At 34.6% G+C, this 17,745-nt stretch carries 17 protein-coding genes; 14 read left to right on the top strand and 3 right to left on the bottom strand.

Annotated elements, in window-relative coordinates; translation table 11 throughout:
* Positions 1–3: 3 nt before the first annotated feature.
* The 7 genes from BM361_RS12455 to BM361_RS12425 all read left to right on the top strand — a co-directional run bounded on the left by BM361_RS12455 (position 4) and on the right by BM361_RS12425 (position 4,841).
* Positions 4–675: an ABC transporter ATP-binding protein gene (locus BM361_RS12455; protein ID WP_074979208.1), complete on the top strand. Its 672-nt coding sequence runs from the start codon at positions 4–6 to the stop codon at positions 673–675.
* 8 nt (positions 676–683) lie between these two features.
* Positions 684–1,448 (top strand): TIGR02757 family protein, encoded by a 765-nt coding sequence (locus BM361_RS12450; RefSeq protein WP_074979206.1) that lies wholly within the window; start codon positions 684–686, stop codon positions 1,446–1,448.
* A gap of 4 nt (positions 1,449–1,452) precedes the next feature.
* On the top strand, positions 1,453–2,022 hold the full coding sequence (locus BM361_RS12445; protein ID WP_038265279.1) for a Crp/Fnr family transcriptional regulator: 570 nt from the start codon (positions 1,453–1,455) through the stop codon (positions 2,020–2,022).
* A gap of 77 nt (positions 2,023–2,099) precedes the next feature.
* On the top strand, positions 2,100–2,561 hold the full coding sequence (locus tag BM361_RS12440; protein WP_074979204.1) for a carboxymuconolactone decarboxylase family protein: 462 nt from the start codon (positions 2,100–2,102) through the stop codon (positions 2,559–2,561).
* Positions 2,558–2,983, top strand: coding sequence for a DoxX family protein (locus BM361_RS12435; RefSeq protein WP_074979202.1), 426 nt, complete (start codon positions 2,558–2,560; stop codon positions 2,981–2,983). Before BM361_RS12440 ends, BM361_RS12435 begins: the two co-directional genes overlap by 4 nt.
* 90 nt (positions 2,984–3,073) lie before the next feature.
* Entirely contained in the window at positions 3,074–3,994 is a 921-nt protein-coding gene (locus BM361_RS12430) for a helix-turn-helix domain-containing protein (protein WP_074979200.1), read from the top strand.
* Positions 3,995–4,061: 67 nt separating this feature from the next.
* Entirely contained in the window at positions 4,062–4,841 is a 780-nt protein-coding gene (locus tag BM361_RS12425) for an HD domain-containing protein (protein WP_074979198.1), read from the top strand.
* 49 nt (positions 4,842–4,890) lie between these two features.
* Here the strand turns inward: BM361_RS12425 and BM361_RS12420 are convergent, their stop codons facing one another.
* Positions 4,891–6,693 (bottom strand): cytochrome-c peroxidase, encoded by a 1,803-nt coding sequence (locus BM361_RS12420; protein WP_074979197.1) that lies wholly within the window; start codon positions 6,691–6,693, stop codon positions 4,891–4,893.
* A 76-nt stretch (positions 6,694–6,769) separates the two neighbouring features.
* Positions 6,770–8,317 carry a PhoX family protein gene (locus tag BM361_RS12415; protein WP_038263546.1) on the bottom strand — a complete coding sequence of 516 codons (1,548 nt, stop codon included), beginning with the start codon at positions 8,315–8,317 and terminating at the stop codon, positions 6,770–6,772.
* Positions 8,318–8,576: 259 nt separating this feature from the next.
* On the opposite strand from BM361_RS12415, the gene BM361_RS12410 reads away from it, so the two are divergent.
* From BM361_RS12410 to BM361_RS12385, 6 genes are all read left to right on the top strand, one after another.
* On the top strand, positions 8,577–10,064 hold the full coding sequence (locus tag BM361_RS12410; protein ID WP_074979195.1) for a S10 family peptidase: 1,488 nt from the start codon (positions 8,577–8,579) through the stop codon (positions 10,062–10,064).
* Between the two features lie 8 nt (positions 10,065–10,072).
* Positions 10,073–10,879 carry a patatin-like phospholipase family protein gene (locus tag BM361_RS12405; protein WP_074979193.1) on the top strand — a complete coding sequence of 269 codons (807 nt, stop codon included), beginning with the start codon at positions 10,073–10,075 and terminating at the stop codon, positions 10,877–10,879.
* A 63-nt stretch (positions 10,880–10,942) separates the two neighbouring features.
* Positions 10,943–12,862, top strand: coding sequence for a BatA domain-containing protein (locus tag BM361_RS12400; protein WP_074979192.1), 1,920 nt, complete (start codon positions 10,943–10,945; stop codon positions 12,860–12,862).
* Positions 12,859–14,115, top strand: coding sequence for a dihydroorotase (locus BM361_RS12395; protein WP_074979190.1), 1,257 nt, complete (start codon positions 12,859–12,861; stop codon positions 14,113–14,115). Before BM361_RS12400 ends, BM361_RS12395 begins: the two co-directional genes overlap by 4 nt.
* Positions 14,108–14,437: a magnetosome magnetite crystal formation protein family gene (locus BM361_RS12390; RefSeq protein WP_074979188.1), complete on the top strand. Its 330-nt coding sequence runs from the start codon at positions 14,108–14,110 to the stop codon at positions 14,435–14,437. The genes BM361_RS12395 and BM361_RS12390 overlap by 8 nt, the downstream gene beginning before the upstream one ends.
* Positions 14,437–15,099 carry an alpha/beta hydrolase gene (locus BM361_RS12385; protein ID WP_038263527.1) on the top strand — a complete coding sequence of 221 codons (663 nt, stop codon included), beginning with the start codon at positions 14,437–14,439 and terminating at the stop codon, positions 15,097–15,099. The genes BM361_RS12390 and BM361_RS12385 overlap by 1 nt, the downstream gene beginning before the upstream one ends.
* Before the next feature lie 11 nt (positions 15,100–15,110).
* On the opposite strand, the gene BM361_RS12380 is transcribed toward BM361_RS12385, so the two are convergent.
* Positions 15,111–16,016, bottom strand: coding sequence for an AraC family transcriptional regulator (locus BM361_RS12380; RefSeq protein ID WP_074979186.1), 906 nt, complete (start codon positions 16,014–16,016; stop codon positions 15,111–15,113).
* Between the two features lie 205 nt (positions 16,017–16,221).
* Here BM361_RS12380 and exaC point away from each other — a divergent pair, with 205 nt between their 5' ends.
* Positions 16,222–17,745 (top strand): acetaldehyde dehydrogenase ExaC, encoded by a 1,524-nt coding sequence (gene exaC, locus BM361_RS12375; RefSeq protein ID WP_038263522.1) that lies wholly within the window; start codon positions 16,222–16,224, stop codon positions 17,743–17,745.

Genomic DNA, 17,745 nt, shown 5'->3' with positions numbered 1-17,745 from the left:
AAAATGATTCAGGCTTCAAATATTCACAAAACCTTTGGTACACTTGAGGTATTAAAAGGTGTAGATTTACATATTAAAACAAGCGAGGTAGTCTCAGTGGTTGGGGCATCAGGTGCAGGAAAAACTACTCTTTTGCAGATTTTAGGAACCTTGGACGCTCCAGACAAAAAACCGGTATGCGAATTAATGATTAACGGTACCAAGGTGAATAATTTGAAAGATAAAGATCTGGCCAGGTTTAGAAATGAACATATTGGGTTTATATTTCAATTTCATCAGTTACTACCAGAATTTACTGCCTTAGAAAATGTTTGTATCCCAGCTTTTATTAAAAAAACTTCCAAACAGGAAGCTGAAGGTCGTGCTAAGGAGCTTTTAGACTACCTTGGACTTTCTCACAGAATCCATCATAAACCCAATGCTCTTTCCGGAGGCGAACAACAGCGCGTTGCTGTAGCCAGAGCTTTAATTAACAATCCCTCTATTGTTTTTGCAGATGAGCCTAGTGGTAATTTAGATTCAGAGGGAGCAGATAATTTACATAAGTTATTTTTTGAATTAAGAGATCAATTCGGACAAACGTTTGTTATTGTAACCCATAACGAAGAGCTTGCTAATATGGCAGATAGAAAATTGGTTATGGTTGATGGAAAGATTGTAGATGAAGATAAATAGGCAAATTTATGACTCAGAAAGAGTTAAAAGAGTTTTTGAACACCAAGGTTGAAGTCTATAATCATCCTAGCTTTATAGCATCCGATCCAATACAAATTCCTCATCAGTTTTCTTTAAAAGAAGATATTGAAATTGCAGGGTTTTTAGCTGCGACTATTGCTTGGGGCAATAGAAAAAGTATTATCAATAATGCCAGAAAGATGATGGAATTGATGGGCAATACTCCTCATGACTTTGTAATGAACTCAACTGAAGATGACCAACAAGATTTATTACCATTTGTACACCGGACCTTCAATGGAGAAGACTTCATACAATTTATTAAATCATTGCGCCACATTTACCTGAATCATAATGGTCTTGAAGCTGTTTTTGCAAAGCATGCCTCAGAAGATTCTCTACAGGAATCCATTTCTTATTTCAAGCAAATATTTTTCGAAATTGAGCATTTAAAACGAACTCAAAAACATATTTCTGATCCAATGAAAGGGTCTGCTGCCAAAAGAATCAATATGTTTTTACGATGGATGGTAAGGCCAAACAATACAGGTGTAGATCTGGGTATTTGGAAAACCCTTTCTCCTGCCCAACTTTCTTGTCCTTTGGATGTACATTCTGGTAATGTAGCCAGAAAATTGGGTCTATTGAAAAGAAAGCAAAACGACGCTAAGGCATTATTAGAATTAGATAAAAGTCTCAGGAAATTTGACAAAGAAGATCCTGTTAAATACGATTTTGCCTTGTTCGGATTAGGTGTTTTTGAAAAATTCTGAGGGTATGAAAGATCAGTTACATAATTATCTAAACAGGTATGTTATTTTCAGTGAAGAGGAAATGAATATATTATTTAAACTATTTGAATACCGAACCTTCCCAAAGAAGGAACATCTCCTTGTTCAAGATGAATTGTGTAAATATCAATTTTTTATTACAGAAGGGCTTGTTAGATCTTATTATATCGATGAGAAAGGTGATGAAAGAATCACCCAATTCGCCATAGAAAACTGGTGGGTTACCAACCTTGACAGTTATAAAAATCTCTCACCTTCCGCACTTTTTATACAAGCTATTGAAAAAACCACTGTACTTAGAATTTCTAAAGAAAATTTAGAATTAGCTTTTGAAAGTATTCCTAAATTAGAAAGAGCTTTTAGAATTATTACTGAAAATATGTTAGTGGCCATTCAAAAGCGGTATGAGTTCTATCAGAAAAAAAGTAGCAAAGAAAGGTATCAACAAATGATAGCGGCTTTACCTGACTTTAGTCAGCGTGTACCTCAATACATGATTGCCTCCTATCTTGAAATATCACCGGAATACTTAAGTTCCCTCAGAAAAGATATTTAGCCGTATTTCTTAAGATATCTTAATGAAAATCCATTTGACTCCCTATAATTTTGTAGCATAATTAAAACTATAAACTTATGATACAAATAAAAGAACAAGATATTCCACCAGGATATTATGAAAAATTGATGGTGGTCGAAAACTACCTCAAAGAAATTCCGATTGAAATTGGCCTTTTGGAATTAATACGATTACGAGTTTCTCAGCTCAACAAATGTGCCTATTGTGTAGATATGCACCATAAAGAGCTTCGAAATACAGGGGACACTGAATTACGATTAGCCTCGCTTTGTGTATGGCAAGAAACCCCTTATTTCACTGAAAAGGAACGACTCATCTTGCAATTCACGGAAGAACTAACTATTTTAAAAGATCATTCAATAGGTCAATCTTTATTAGATAATCTTGGCCGGTTTTTTACTAAAAATGAGATTTGTCAATTAACATTAGCTATTGCCCAAATTAACACATGGACCAGACTGATGCGAGCCTTTAGCTTTACTCCCGGAAATTATCAAGTTAAAAATCATCATCAATGAAAATAATCTATATTAAATTATTTCTAAGATTAAGTATTGCGCTAGGATTCATATCGGCCGTTGCTGATAGATTTGGTTGGTGGGATGAACATATTTCCGTTTGGGGTAACTGGCAAAATTTTGTGAATTATACACAATCACTCCTACCCTACCTACCAGATTTTAGTATTCCATATATCGCCGGAATTGCCACGGTTTTAGAACTTCTTTTTGCCCTTCTTTTACTTGTTGGGTATCAAACTCAATTGATTGCTAAATTAAGTGGAATCTTGCTTTTGATTTTTGCTTTGTCGATGACTTTTTTCTACGGTATAAAAGGGACGTTGGATTATTCAGTTTATATTGCCTCAGCAGCAGCATTTAGCCTTAGTAGTATGACGCAATCCTTTTTGGAAATAGATTCATTATTTACCAAGGACTAAAACATAAATACACGGTAACTTACTATGAAAGTTTCCGTGTATTTTAATATAATTATGTATTTTGATGACTGATAATTACCAACAACTATCATGATTTCAAGACCCATCCCGTTTTATACCACCGAAACCTTTAAGAAGAAATTTTTCAGTCCCGAAAATGAAGCTAATAAAATGTTTGTCAATGATTATGAACGTTTTCTAATAGCCAAATTTCGAGATATCAGGAAAATAATGAAGTTGCCTATTACTCATTACAGAAGACCAATTACTGAAATTGTATTTATAACCAGGGGCAGCATCACTAAAGGGTGTAATTTAAGCAAGGTTACCGTTAAATCAGGAGAAATTCATTTGTGGTCTGCAAATCAAATAGCTACTGTTGATAATTTCTCTGATGACATTGAAGGGTTTTATTGTCACTTCGACTTGAATTATATGTTTCAGTACCATCCCAAATATAAAGTTTTAGAGGATCTCGATGAAATTAATAAAAGAACTTTTTATGAGGGTGTTAATTTATCAAGGTCATCATTCAAGATCATTTATGAAACCTTTAAAAGAATGAATTACCTATTTAAAAATGAATTAAATCATGCTTTGATTTCATCTTACCTTATTTCAATTTTACTTGAAACAAAAGCTAATTTCAATGAAACGATCATTGAAAAGAAAACAAGCAGGCCTACATACATTACTCAGAGATTCAAGGATTTGTTATTTGAAAGAATCATTAGTCACCAATCACCTAGTTACTATGCCTCACTACTTCATATTTCTGAAAATCATTTAAATAAAACACTTAAGGTGGTAACGGGAAAAACAACGAGTACCTGGATCGCTGAGGCACTAATTTTAGAGGCAAAAGTATTGCTGTCAAATCCGGAAAACACTGTTGGCATGGTTGCCTATTATTTAAATTTTCAAGACCAATCTTATTTTACCAAGTATTTTAAAAAGCATACCCAATTCACTCCTTCAGAATATCAAAACAGATTGAATAATACCAAATAATGATTTAAAAGTATTCATGACAAATCCTCATTCTTAAAAATCTTTGTACTCAATAAATAATTATCTTATGAGTACACAAAAAATTGGCAGTTATGATTGGTGTAAAGAAACCAATGGTATTTTATCAAAAAAAGAAAAGAAAAAGTTAGTACAGCAACTTGTGATAAGCCAGGTAACTAACCATTTATCAGCATTAAGTTATCGCATCGGGTTAACAAAACATGATTTAAAGAAAATAGATTTATATAAAATTAAATTTCCTGAAAGCAAAGCTGGTAAAGAGGCCCTCTCCTATGCAACAGACCAATGTAGTCAGGTACTATTGAATCATTGCTACAGAACTTTTGTTTTTGGAGAACTCATTGCCCAGGTGAAAGGAATCCATTCCATTGATCATGAACTTTTGTTTGTAGGAAGCATTTTACACGATTTAGGATTAACAAACAAGGATAATGAAAATCTATGTAGTTGTTGCTTTACCATGGAAGGTGCTAAAGTTGCCAAATCTATTGCTGAAAAGAATTCATGGAATGAAAGGCGATCTGTAAAGCTCTACACAAGCATAAGTGCCCATCTTAACCCGAAAATTGATTCGAAGATCTATGGAAATGAAAGTTTTCTACTCGGATCGGGTGCTTTGCTTGATGTATTGGGAACCAGGCATCATACAATCCCTCCTCTCATACTAAAAAAGGTTCATGACAAATATCCCAGGGCTCAATTTAAAAATGACATCATTAAAACCATGTCTTTTCCCCATCAGAAAGACTCCAGAGCAGGATACTTGTATCGGTTAGGATTTTCTAAATTTGCCAAAGACAATCCGCTTGACAGATTATACAGTTAATTTAATAAAGCCGTTGCGTAACGGCTTTATTATCTTTCCAATTGATTCATTAATATGTATCGACAATTCTTGAACCCGAAAGGGTCTTCATAAAAGCTACCAGTGCCTTTTGCTCATCGTCCGAAAGATCTAATTTATCAAACGGCAAGGTTTGATGCGGAAGTTCAAAACCGAGTCCTCCACCTCCACCAAGGTTATAGAAGTTAATTACCTCTTCGAGTGTTTGATAAACGCCGTTATGCATATAGGGTGCGGTTTCATTAATATTTCTAATTCCCGGCGTTTTAAACATTCCTTTATGAGTAGCTTCATTGAATTTCCAATAAAATCCGTAATCTTCATCAATAGCAGTATTAGCAGCTGTTTCCGGAACTCCTATTACCTCCTTTTCGGTCTCGCTATAAAATGGAGGGACCGTTCCATTGGTTAAGGGAATGAAATGGCAGGTAGCACACAGCGCTTTTCCCATAAATAAATTAAAGCCTTGTATTTCTTCCTTCGTAAAAGTGTCCTCCTCTCCCTTCATATTCTTATCAAATTTAGAGTCGAAATTATTTAATGTACTTACATATGACGAGATGGCTTTAATTGTATTAAGGTTATTATTCGGCACACTTCCAAATGCTTTTTCGAAGGATGCTTTATATATGCTATCGTCTAGAATTTCCAATGAAAATTCGTGTACACTTGTATTGAATTCATCTTCATTTAGAAAAACGGCTGAAATCTGATCTAACAGATCCGCAGCCCTACCGTCCCAAAAAAAGTTTTTTTGAAAAGCAACATTTAATAATGTGGGGGTATTTCTTTGCAATTCCAAGCCTTTGTTTCCGACATTAAAAACCCTTCCATCAGCATATCCTTTTTCCGGAATATGACAGCTAGCACAAGACATTTTAGCATTCGCTGACAATTTAGGTTCAAAAAACAATTTTTTACCCAATTCAATTTGTATTTGCGTTGGATTCTTATTCGTATTGGCCGTAAAATATTTTAGGTTAAATGAATCGTCCTCAAAAAAGGTAGGAGCATCAAAATTGAATGGAAAATCCTCTGACCCATTCCAAATATCAATTGTTTTCCTTATTTCTACCCAACTTCTGGTGATAGGGTTCATAAATTCCCTGATAAATCGATATCGATCAAAATTTTCAAAATCATTATTATTAGAAACAAATAATTTAGCAGCTTCTATCTGATTCATGAATTGTGAATCTAGGTCATCCTTATTCACCTGTACCATAGATTGTACACTCCTTCTGTATACTTCTGCTAAACCGTCTAAGGATACATTGATTTCGTCTATACATAAATGGCTTACAGGAGTGTCAAATCCTGAAATTGAAAAAGCTATGATTCTTAACAGCTGCTGATGCGTAGCTACAAAGAATCGCTGTGGATTTAAATTTCTTTTCTTCATTCCTTTTTGAAGCACAGTCAGCATACCAGTGGTTATATTCAATTCACGTATAAATTCATCAGCAGTAACACCTCCTTCATAAATACTCTCTTCCAATTTTTGGAGGCCTACAGGAGAGAGAGTTTTTTGATTATCCTCTTTAAAAACAGGTAAGGCCGGTCCGTTTACTCTATGCCCAACCTCTGGATTAATATAAGATGCAAAAGGTTCTGCCTTTTTAAACTCCTTACGTAAATTTGAAAAATAGTATTTCGTTTTCTCTCCGTTTATCCCAGTCATTCTAATGGAATCAGCATACAATATTGCATTTTCCAATGCATTGATATAAAATTCTTCTGTAATTTTCCAATCGGGTACAGTTACGGTCTTTTCCTTTTTACATGAAATAAGAAGGAGTGTTAAAAAGAATATCTTAAATGATCGTTTCAACATATTATAATTTTTTCAAATACATACGAAAGGCCTCCATAAACATGGTGGCCTTTTTGCTAAAACTAACTTAAACTAACTATCTAGGTAAACCCCTTAATAATACAATTTGTGAAGACTGATTATCTTCATAATCAGCGTTTGTATGACCATCGAGATTCATGAAGTTATCATTTCTCCAATAGTGTGGTTGTACAGCTAAAATGAATGTACCTGGTTCTCCAACTTTATCTGAAACATCAATTAACGAACCAAACTCTCCACTAAATCCTGAGCTGTAATCAGGGTCTAAATCCTGTCTTACTACAAGCTCTAAAACTTTAGTTGTATTGTTACCATTTAAATCAGATTGATAAATATAAGCAGGATGCCCTCTGTCGAATGAATTTGGATCTTCTTGTGTATAAATAAAATTTTCTGTTACACATATATTATCAGGACTTTGCAATTCTGCAACATTACCATCCATATTGTTTGAATTTGTGTTACCACTGATAACCTGAGTTAACTTACCAGTTAACGGAGAATCTGCATCTAATTCAAGCTTATAAACAGTCCCCCAGTCATTATAGGTGCCTCTTCCCGGACCTCTTCCTGTTACAGCAAAATACACGTTACGTCCATTTTCATCTGAACCTTTTTGATAATCCACATCCTCCACTCTCATAAATTGTGTAGCATTGATATTCATACATGCCGTTTCCATCTCACTTTTTGTTAAAGATGCACCATTTTCTATCTCTACAAATTCAACATCATAAGTGGCTCCTCTATCAAAGTTTGATTCATTATACGCAGTTCCGTCAACAACCGGAGCTATGCCATCAGCTCCATCTGAAATCTGCTTTGTTCGTAATACATATATCTTTCCGTTCTCCAGATCATCATCACTATTTTCAGAATAATACATTACGACTTGTCCTTCTGAATCGCTGGAATCATCATCACCTCCAATTATAACAGTTTTACCTGCATAAGAATTTTGAGGTAACGGCACTGCATTTTCCCATGAAAACTCCCCTAATGCATCAAGACCAAAATCTGCACTGGGAGTTGGCGTTTCTACCCATGGGTCAATTCCTTTAACATCGTAATTAATGCTTTCTGAAGCCGACAAGAACAAATCTTTAGTACCTCCGTGAATTGCAGCTTCCCACATAGTAGCTGAGCATTGTCTTGCAAAGTCTGCTACTCCGGAATTTAATAAATAGTCTCCTGATACCGGATTCATATGTTCATCAAACCGTATCCTTGCAACTGCATAGCTATCTTCGCAGTTTACCACATACATATAACCTTCCCCATCTTTAAGAAATCCTGCACCATCTGCAGAACCTGCAAGTTGAAAATTTTCACCAATAACATCTGGTGTACTGATTAATGAATAAGCCTCAACATAATTAAACTGCCCTGACATAGCGACCAAAGGCTTTGTTTCAGACTTATTTTCAAACATGGTAGGCTGAGTTACAAGATCTTCACCGTTTTGACCATCCTTTCCGTCAACACCGTCCTGACCGTCTTTTCCGTTAACTCCATCTGCTCCATCTTCACCGTCGCAACTAACAATGGATAACCCGATTATCGGAATTAGTAATAATTTTGAAATTAAGTTTAATTTAATCATCGATTTGTTTTTTTTGGTTTGACACAAAAGTATCAGGCTAATAAATCGAATGCGTTAATTCAAAATCACCATTCTTTTACGTTATTTGTAATTTTATGTTAAGATGTAAATAAAAAGTTTAATAAACTTCAACATATCTAAAGTTATCTGAAATCAATGGAAACCGAATTAAATTCATAAGTTCATATTAAAGGTGATGCATAGATTTTTTTGATGTGAGATAATTTATATTTTTAGAGAAAATAAACGTTTTCATACTATGATTGTAAAAAACAAACTATTTCTATTTACCTCAATGGTGTTTTCATGTGCTATTATGGCACAGCAAAAAACGATTCCGAATGACACCCTAATTGTTACAAATCATAAAGTTACCATCAATAACAAGACTATTCCTTATAAAGCTTCTACAGGTACACAGCCTGTTTGGGATGAAAAAGGGGAAATTATTGCTGCTTTACATCATACTTATTATGAAAGAACTGATGTTAAAAGCAATCAGGAACGTCCATTGTTAATTTCCTTCAATGGTGGACCCGGTTCTGCTTCTGTATGGATGCATCTGGCATATACGGGTCCGCGTATTTTGAAGATTGATGATGAAGGATATCCGGTACAGCCATACGGTGTTAAGGAGAATCCGTATTCAATTTTAGATGTAGCAGATATCGTTTATGTCAATCCGGTAAACACCGGATATTCGAGAAGTGTTTCTACAGGTGATGGAGAGGTTGACACTTCTAAGTTTTTTGGAGTTAATGCTGATATTCAATATTTAGCTGAATGGATTAACACTTTTGTATCAAGACACAATAGATGGCGTTCACCAAAATACCTTATTGGTGAAAGTTATGGTACCACCAGGGTTTCTGGTTTAGCTCTTGCTTTACAAAACAGGCAATGGATGTACTTGAACGGGGTTATTTTGGTATCTCCAACAGGTTTAGGTATCGAACGTGACGGTGCTGTTGAGGCAGCCAACAGATTACCTTACTTTGCTGCGGCCGCATGGCATCACAAAGTTCTTCAACCTGAATTACAGGCTAAGGATCTAGATGTAATATTACCTGAAGTTGAAAAATATGCCATTAATGACTTACTACCTGCACTTGCCAAAGGAGGTTTCCTAAATGAAGTCAAACGCCGAGAAGTTGCTTCCAAAATGGCTTATTATTCTGGTCTTTCAGAACAATCAATTCTAAGAAATAATTTAGATGTTCCGGTGAGTTTCTTTTGGAAAGATCTCTTAAGAGAAAAAGGATTTACTGTTGGACGGTTAGACTCCAGATATTTAGGTATTGATAAAAAAGAAGCAGGTACATCTCCCGACTATAATTCGGAACTAACATCATGGTTACATTCATTTACCCCAGCGATTAATTATTATTTACGTGAAGAATTAAATTTTATCACTGATATTAAATACAATATGTTTGGCCCGGTACACCCATGGGATCGTTCAGGGAATAATACAGGTGAGAACTTAAGACAGGCAATGGCTCAAAACCCTTATCTTAAAGTGTTAATTCAATCCGGGTATTACGATGGTGCTACCTCCTATTTTGATGCAAAATATACGATGTGGCAATTAGATCCAAGTGGTAAAATGAAAGATCGTTTACAGTTTGAAGGATATCGAAGCGGACATATGATGTATCTGAGAAAAGAGGATTTAAAAGCTGCCAATGATCATATCAGAGAGTTCATTTCTAACAGTATAACTGAAGGTAAACCTGCAAAATATTAATTAATATATTGGAAACATTTAAATATGGAATCGTCTTAAGTGGTGGTGGTGCGAGAGGCTTTGCGCATCTGGGTGTTTTAAAAGCTTTGGAAGAAAAAGGAATTAAACCCAGTATTATATCAGGAGTTAGCGCAGGAGCCATTGTTGGGGCATTTATCGCTGCTGGAAAATCGATTGAAGAAACTTTTGAAATTATGAAGGCACATAAATTCAGTGACCTTACTAGTTTTCAAATTCCCAAAACAGGAGTATTAAGTTTTCAGAAATTAGAAAGTTTACTTCAATCCGAACTGGGTAAAGTAAGGATTGAGGATCTACCAATTCCCTTGTATGTGGCAGCAACTGATGTCCTTAATGGACATGTTGAATACTTTAATCGTGGGGATTTATCTAAAATAGTAATGGCCTCTGCTTCCATTCCAGTTTTATTTTCCCCTGTAAAAATCGATGAAAGTTATTATGTCGATGGAGGTGTATTTAATAACACTCCCATGGAGCCTATTGCACATTTATGTGATCATGTTATTATTAGTAGTATTAGTCCACTTCAACAAATACAATACCTCGGTGGAATAATGGATATTGCGGGACGCACATTTCAATTGGCCGTTAATGCTGCTAATGAGGCTAAAAAATCCAGGGCAGATCTTTATATTGAACCCATGAAACTCAGAGAGTATTCTTTATTTGACACCTCCAAAGCTGATGATATGTTCCAATTAGGATATGATTATACCATGAGCCTGGATTTTCATTTGGAGAAATCGTTATTTCAAAAGATTAAAAATAATCTTGCAAAACTATTTACCAAATAGTTTCAGGTGCTGAATGTTGCTATTTTTTAAAATCATATATTTGACATGTAAGCCTATAAGCGAATGAATTTTAAACATCCTGATTTTCTCTGGGCATTTCTGTTATTGGTTATACCAATTATAGTCCATTTATTTCAGTTACGTAAGTTCAAAAAAACGCCTTTCACGAACGTTCAGTTACTTAAAAAAATTAGCGTTGAAACCCGTAAAAGTTCGGAACTAAAAAAATGGTTAATTCTTCTATCCAGGCTTCTGACCCTTTCGTTTTTAATAGTTGCGTTCACCCAACCCTTTATCACAAATAAAGAATTTATTGATGCAGAAACGGAAACTATAATATACCTGGACAACTCGTACAGCATGCAAGCAAGGGGTGAAAATGGTCCACTTTTACAACGAAGCATTAATGAACTAATAGACCATGTCTCAAAAAATAATAACGTGGCTATTTTCACCAACGACCTTACACTAAAGTCGGTAGGACCAAGTGAACTTCAAGCGCGACTTTTAAATATTGGCTATACCCAAAACCAATACGATTTTAATGAAATACTTTTAAAAGCTAAAAGTCTATTTTCAAAGGATAGTTCGAGCATTAAAAATCTTGTCATAATTTCCGATTTTCAGATTCCTGATCAGCGGGTATCTGAATTTACGACAACGAATTTTAATATCAACCTCATTAAATCTCAATCTATAATTGATAGCAACATCAGTATTGACAGTATTAGTCTAATTGAAGATAATGAGGGACGAAAACAACTTAGTACAAAATTATCGAGACAAGGTAAAATAGATAACAACATCCCTGTTTCTTTATTTAATAGTAATAATTCGTTAATTGCTAAAACCAGTGTATCTTTTAAAGACAAAAATTCTGCAGAAGCCATATTTGATGTTACCAATCTGTCAGGTGTTAGCGGTATGATATCGATTACTGATGATGGACTAGCTTATGATAATAACTTTTATTTTTCTGTGAACGAACCAGAGAAAATTAATATTCTATCTGTTAATGATACCGATGATTCCTTTTTAAAAAAAATATACACAACAGATGAATTTAATTACGAATCTTATCAAATTGACAAACTGGATTATAATCGTTTAGAAAAGCAACAACTTATAATAATAAATCAACTAACACCAACCACCTCATTGATTAATACATTAAACAATTTGAGTAAGAAAGGTATCAACACACTCTTTATCCCAAATATTTCCAAACCTGTAAAAGAATCATTTTCCGGTATTCCGAGTGTTATTTTTGATAGTCTTATTATAAGTAGTAAAAAAATCACAAATATCAATTTTGACCACCCGCTGTTCAATGGGGTATTTGAATATCCCGTTTCTAACTTTCAGTATCCGGAAGTTCAGGGGTACTTTCATATTACAGGTAATTTTAACAGTGTTTTGAGTTTAGAAAACAATGAACCCTTTTTAATCAGTAATAAAACTAATTATAGTTTTACTGCTTCTTTAGACGAATCAAATTCTAATTTTAAAAACTCTCCACTTATTGTACCAATACTCTATAATTTGGGTAAAAAAAGCTTATCTCAACCAACGTTATATTATACCCTGGGAGCTCAAGAGGATATTGATTTTAATATTTCATTGAGTCAGGATGAGACCATAACCATTAAGAATGATCAATATAATTTCATTCCTATCCAGGAGAATTATGGTCAAAAGGTTCGAATTAATACTGCAAACAGTGTTTCAACCGAAGGGCATTATGGAATTTATACAAAAGATGAAAAACTTCAGAATATAAGTTTTAATGCCAACCGAAATGAAAGTAATCTTGAATACTTAAATATCAATCAATTAAATAATATAACCATTTCAGAGTCTATTCCGGAATTTTTTCAAGACTTAAAATCCGAAAACAAAGTGAAGGAGCTTTGGAAATGGTTTGTTATTTTTGCACTAATATTTTTAATTATTGAATCGCTCATCTTAAAATATTTTAAATGAACATCCTCTTAAAAGCTGCCAAAATAATAGATCCTTCAAGTGAACATCACTTAAAAGCTAAAGACATCTTTATTGAAAATGGAGTTATTTCTAAAATAGAAGATGAGATCGCTCCAGGTACAGAGACTAAAATTCTTAGTATTAAGGGACTCCATGTATCTAATGGGTGGTTTGATACTAGTGTAAGTTTCGGAGAACCCGGTTATGAAGAACGTGAAACTATTGCTAATGGATTACTTACGGCTGCAAAAAGTGGATTTACTTCAGTAGCTGTAAATCCGAATTCAAACCCTGTCATTGATTCTAATGCTGATATCGGTTTTCTTAAGAACAAGGCGCTCGGTAATGCTGTTAATTTATACCCTATCGGTGCCCTTACTGTAAACAGTGAAGGTGTTGATTTGTCTGAAGTATATGATATGAAAAGCGCAGGAGCAATTGCTTTTGGTGATTATCAAAAGTCAATTACGAATGCTAACCTTGTTAAAATTGCTTTGCAATACGTTCAAAACTTTGACGGGTTAATACTTTCATTTCCTTCTGAAAAGAAAATCGCGGGTAAAGGCGTGGTTAACGAAGAGGTTAACGCTACGAAACTAGGATTAAAGGGAATCCCTGCGCTAGCTGAAGAATTAAATATTGCAAGAGACTTATTCATTCTTGAGTATACAGGAGGTAAACTTCATATTCCAACCATTTCAACGGCTAAATCTGTTCAGCTTATTAAGGAAGCTAAAGAAAAAGGCCTTGATGTAAGTTGTAGTGTTGCCATTCATAATATGGTTTTGACCGACGATGTCTTAAACACTTTTGATGCTAATTACAAAGTACTTCCTCCATTACGTACTCAATCGGATATTGAAGCTCTTATTACAGGTGTGAAAGAGGGTATCATAGATTTTGTGACCAGTGATCACAATCCAATCGATGTAGAATGGAAAAAAAGAGAGTTCGAGCATGCGCTTTACGGAACTATCGGGCTTGAAAGTGCCTTTGGTGCCTTGAATACTATTTTTGGAACCGAAAAAACCATCGAACTATTAACCAAGGGGAAAGAACGTTTTGGTCTTAATACTTCGAAAATAGCACTTGGGGAAAAAGCTGACATTTCTCTTTTCAACCCTGAAGAAACATATATTTTTGATAAAGAAAACATCTACTCTCAATCAAAAAATAGTGCTTTTATTGGACAAGGATTAAAAGGAAAAGTTATCGGCATATACAACAACGGACAATTAATTACCAATGAATAACTCAATTGTAAAGGAAGGAAAAACTACAGCAATAATAGGTTACCTTACCATTGCCGGAGCTTTAATTGCTTATTCTATGAATATGGAATCAAAAAATGAATTTGCTCGTTTCCATATTCGACAAGCCTTTGGCATTCATTTGTTATATATCTCAATTGCCATTATTCTTGGATTCTTTGAAAATATTTACGCCTACTATGGTTTTTGGGTCTTTTCATTGGTTTTATGGGTTTATGGATTTTCCGGAGCCCTAAAGGGTAGAAAAACGATAGTTCCCCTGGTTGGTGAATTGTTTCAAAAATGGTTTAAGTTTATTCAATAATGCAAAAAATACAAGACCTTTCATTAGATCACCTTATAAAACAGCCTAGATTAAAAAAAGAAAAAACACCTGTTCTTTTTATGTTTCATGGCTATGGAAGTAACGAGGATGACTTATTTTCTTTCGCTGATGAACTTCCTGAAGAGCTCTTCATTATTTCAGTTCGGGCACCATACTCAATGTCTGGATTTGGTTATGCTTGGTATGCCATTCATTTCGATGCTGAAGATGGAAAGTGGAGTGATGATTCACAAGCTATAAAATCGAGAGAACTAATTAAAGATTTTATAGATGAAGCTTGTGAAGCTTATGAATTGGACAAGGAGAATACCACCTTATTCGGTTTTAGCCAAGGCTCAATTTTAAGTTATGCTGTTGCCCTGTCTTACCCTGAAAAAGTTAAAAATGTGGTAGCTCTTAGCGGTTACATAAATGAGGGAATACTTGCACCTGACTATACTACTAATAATTTTAGTAAACTCAGTATTTATGCTTCCCATGGTACAGTTGATCAGGTTATACCGGTAGAATGGGCCAAAAAGACCCCAGGATTTTTGAAGGCTTTAGATGTTGATTGTACTTATGAAGAATTTCCAGTTGGACATGGTGTCGCTCCACAGAACTTCTTTTCTTTAAAGAAATGGTTAGAAGAACATATTTAGCATCCTATACCCTATTTAAATATCTTCTTTTGATATTCCCTGGGAGAAACATTCTTAATTCTCTTAAATAATCTATTAAAATAAGAGCGGTTTTCAAAGCCACAGCGCATAAAAACTTCTTTTATCTTAAGGTTGGGATCTTGAAGTAAACTCGAAGCCAACTTAATTCGCTCATTGTTAATAAAATCAACCGGAGACATTCCAAGTTCGTTTTTAAAAACCCGATGAAAATTGGATTCACTCATATAGGCTTTTTTACTTAACTCCATCACACTTATAGATTTTTGTAAGTTTTTTCTTATGTACTCTATAATATAAGAAAGCCTGCCATCTTTAGATGAATCCATGGTTTTTTCCGTATAAATCTTATTTGAGTTTGTTTGCATTATTCTAATTATCAACTCTTTAAGCATGTTGTTGACAAAATAATCTTTTGAAGGATGTGCTTCAGTAAATAAAAACAAGAGTCGTTGTAGAATTTGATGAATACCTATATCATTCGTAAAATGGAAATTATAATCAAGAAAACTCCATTCTCTTTGATCGCATTTAGGCATTTTATCATTCATAAAGGAGATGACCTCTTTAATTAAGTCATCAGAAATTGCCATTGCAAGACAGCGTGTAGGACTGTTTTCTCTGGCCTCAGGGAAATCAATACACATTAATTCATCTGAAGGTAAAATTAAAGATTCTCCTGGCAAAAAATCAAATGACCTATGATCTTTTAAGTGCATTATCTTTTTTCCCTTAAGCATACTAGCCAAAACAGGATTATCAAATTGTAATAAAACATGTTCTGCTTGTTTATGAGTCTCAAAAACATGTAAAGCTGCATTTTCAAGTGTGTAGGAGGTTTGATTTTCTACTAAGGTTTCGAGCCTCCTTTGTTTAAAAAAACTTTCAGGTAATTGCATTATGCATAATTTTATATTCTTCAGAAGTAATAATACTCAATAAATTTAGCCTAAATATGTCATATTATCAATTTTTAATAGAATTGTTCATCATAATAGCAGTATAGTTCATAATTAGAAACGCGTGCTTCCCTATTTTTGATTTAGTGACCTCATTAGATCACTATGAAATTCATAACCAGTATGTTAACTTAAAAATTAAATTATGAGCAACGTCAAAACAACTGAAAAAAATGCTATAGAAAAGCCTAAATTCAAAAATCAATATGACAATTATATCGGTGGAAAATGGATCCCGCCTGTTAAAGGTCAGTATTTTGAAAACATCTCCCCCGTTGACGGAAATTCATTTACAAAAGTAGCTCGTTCAACAGCCGAGGATATAGAATTAGCATTAGATGCTGCATGGAAAGCAGCTCCTTCCTGGAACAATTCATCAGCAACTGAAAGAAGTAATCTTTTGCTAAAGATCGCTGATATAATGGAAGCAAACCTGGAAGGCTTGGCAAGAGCTGAAACCTGGGATAATGGTAAAGCGGTTAGAGAGACTATGGCGGCCGACTTACCTTTAGCGATTGATCATTTTAGATATTTTGCCGGTGTTATTCGTGCAGAAGAAGGAACTGTGAGTGAGCTTGATGCTAATACAGTTTCACTAAACGTGCCAGAACCACTTGGAGTGGTAGGACAGATTATACCCTGGAATTTCCCGATACTAATGGCTACCTGGAAAATCGCTCCAGCCTTAGCAGCTGGTAATTGTGTGGTTTTAAAACCCGCAGAACAAACGCCTGTTGGTATCATGGTTTTAATGGAGCTAATTGAAGATATTCTTCCTGCTGGGGTTTTAAATATTGTCAATGGTTTTGGTGTTGAAGCTGGAAAGCCTTTAGCATCTAACCCAAGAATTAACAAAGTAGCCTTTACAGGTGAAACAACAACTGGTCAATTAATTATGCAATATGCTTCCAAAAACATTATACCGGTAACCCTTGAATTAGGAGGGAAATCTCCGAATATTTTCTTTGAAAGCATAATGGACGCAGATGATGATTTCTTTGACAAATGTTTAGAGGGTGCTGTAATGTTCGCATTGAACCAAGGGGAGGTTTGTACTTGTCCTTCCAGAATATTAGTGCAAGAAAGTATTTATGATAAGTTTATAGAAAGAGTTATTGAACGTACTAATGCTATTAAACTGGGACATCCATTAGATCCGGCTACCATGATGGGAGCGCAAGCATCAAATGATCAATATGAAAAAATATTAAACTATATCGCTATAGGAAAAGAAGAAGGTTGCGAAGTTCTGGCAGGTGGTGAAGCGGCATATAATGAAGGTCTTGACGGCGGTTACTATATTCAACCTACCATTCTGAAAGGAAATAACAAAATGAGAGTTTTTCAAGAAGAAATATTCGGACCTGTAGTATGTGTAACCACATTTAAAGATGAAGCTGAAGCTATAGAAATAGCGAACGATACCCTTTATGGTCTTGGAGCTGGAGTATGGACAAGAGATATGCATCAGGCCTATCAAATTTCAAGAGCTGTAAAAGCGGGTCGTGTATGGGTAAATAATTACCATAATTATCCGGCACATGCACCTTTCGGTGGTTATAAAAAATCGGGAATCGGACGTGAAACACATAAAATGATGCTAGATCATTATCGTCAAACTAAAAATATGTTGATCTCTTATGATAAAAAAGCTTTAGGTTTTTTCTAA

The organism is Zhouia amylolytica (assembly GCF_900116365.1).
In the GTDB taxonomy this organism is placed as follows: Bacteria; Bacteroidota; Bacteroidia; order Flavobacteriales; family Flavobacteriaceae; genus Zhouia; species Zhouia amylolytica.
This window is presented reverse-complemented; position numbering and strand designations above follow the sequence as displayed.

Excerpts from the sequence above, each read along its gene's own strand:
- BM361_RS12455 (WP_074979208.1), top strand. The coding sequence starts at position 4 with ATGATTCAGGCTTCAAATATTCACAAAACCTTTGGTACACTTGAGGTA.
- BM361_RS12450 (WP_074979206.1), top strand. The coding sequence starts at position 684 with ATGACTCAGAAAGAGTTAAAAGAGTTTTTGAACACCAAGGTTGAAGTC.
- BM361_RS12445 (WP_038265279.1), top strand. The coding sequence starts at position 1,453 with ATGAAAGATCAGTTACATAATTATCTAAACAGGTATGTTATTTTCAGT.
- BM361_RS12440 (WP_074979204.1), top strand. The coding sequence starts at position 2,100 with ATGATACAAATAAAAGAACAAGATATTCCACCAGGATATTATGAAAAA.
- BM361_RS12435 (WP_074979202.1), top strand. The coding sequence starts at position 2,558 with ATGAAAATAATCTATATTAAATTATTTCTAAGATTAAGTATTGCGCTA.
- BM361_RS12430 (WP_074979200.1), top strand. The coding sequence starts at position 3,074 with ATGATTTCAAGACCCATCCCGTTTTATACCACCGAAACCTTTAAGAAG.
- BM361_RS12425 (WP_074979198.1), top strand. The coding sequence starts at position 4,062 with ATGAGTACACAAAAAATTGGCAGTTATGATTGGTGTAAAGAAACCAAT.
- BM361_RS12420 (WP_074979197.1), bottom strand. The coding sequence starts at position 6,693 with ATGTTGAAACGATCATTTAAGATATTCTTTTTAACACTCCTTCTTATT.
- BM361_RS12415 (WP_038263546.1), bottom strand. The coding sequence starts at position 8,317 with ATGATTAAATTAAACTTAATTTCAAAATTATTACTAATTCCGATAATC.
- BM361_RS12410 (WP_074979195.1), top strand. The coding sequence starts at position 8,577 with ATGATTGTAAAAAACAAACTATTTCTATTTACCTCAATGGTGTTTTCA.
- BM361_RS12400 (WP_074979192.1), top strand. The coding sequence starts at position 10,943 with ATGAATTTTAAACATCCTGATTTTCTCTGGGCATTTCTGTTATTGGTT.
- BM361_RS12395 (WP_074979190.1), top strand. The coding sequence starts at position 12,859 with ATGAACATCCTCTTAAAAGCTGCCAAAATAATAGATCCTTCAAGTGAA.
- BM361_RS12390 (WP_074979188.1), top strand. The coding sequence starts at position 14,108 with ATGAATAACTCAATTGTAAAGGAAGGAAAAACTACAGCAATAATAGGT.
- BM361_RS12385 (WP_038263527.1), top strand. The coding sequence starts at position 14,437 with ATGCAAAAAATACAAGACCTTTCATTAGATCACCTTATAAAACAGCCT.
- BM361_RS12380 (WP_074979186.1), bottom strand. The coding sequence starts at position 16,016 with ATGCAATTACCTGAAAGTTTTTTTAAACAAAGGAGGCTCGAAACCTTA.
- exaC (WP_038263522.1), top strand. The coding sequence starts at position 16,222 with ATGAGCAACGTCAAAACAACTGAAAAAAATGCTATAGAAAAGCCTAAA.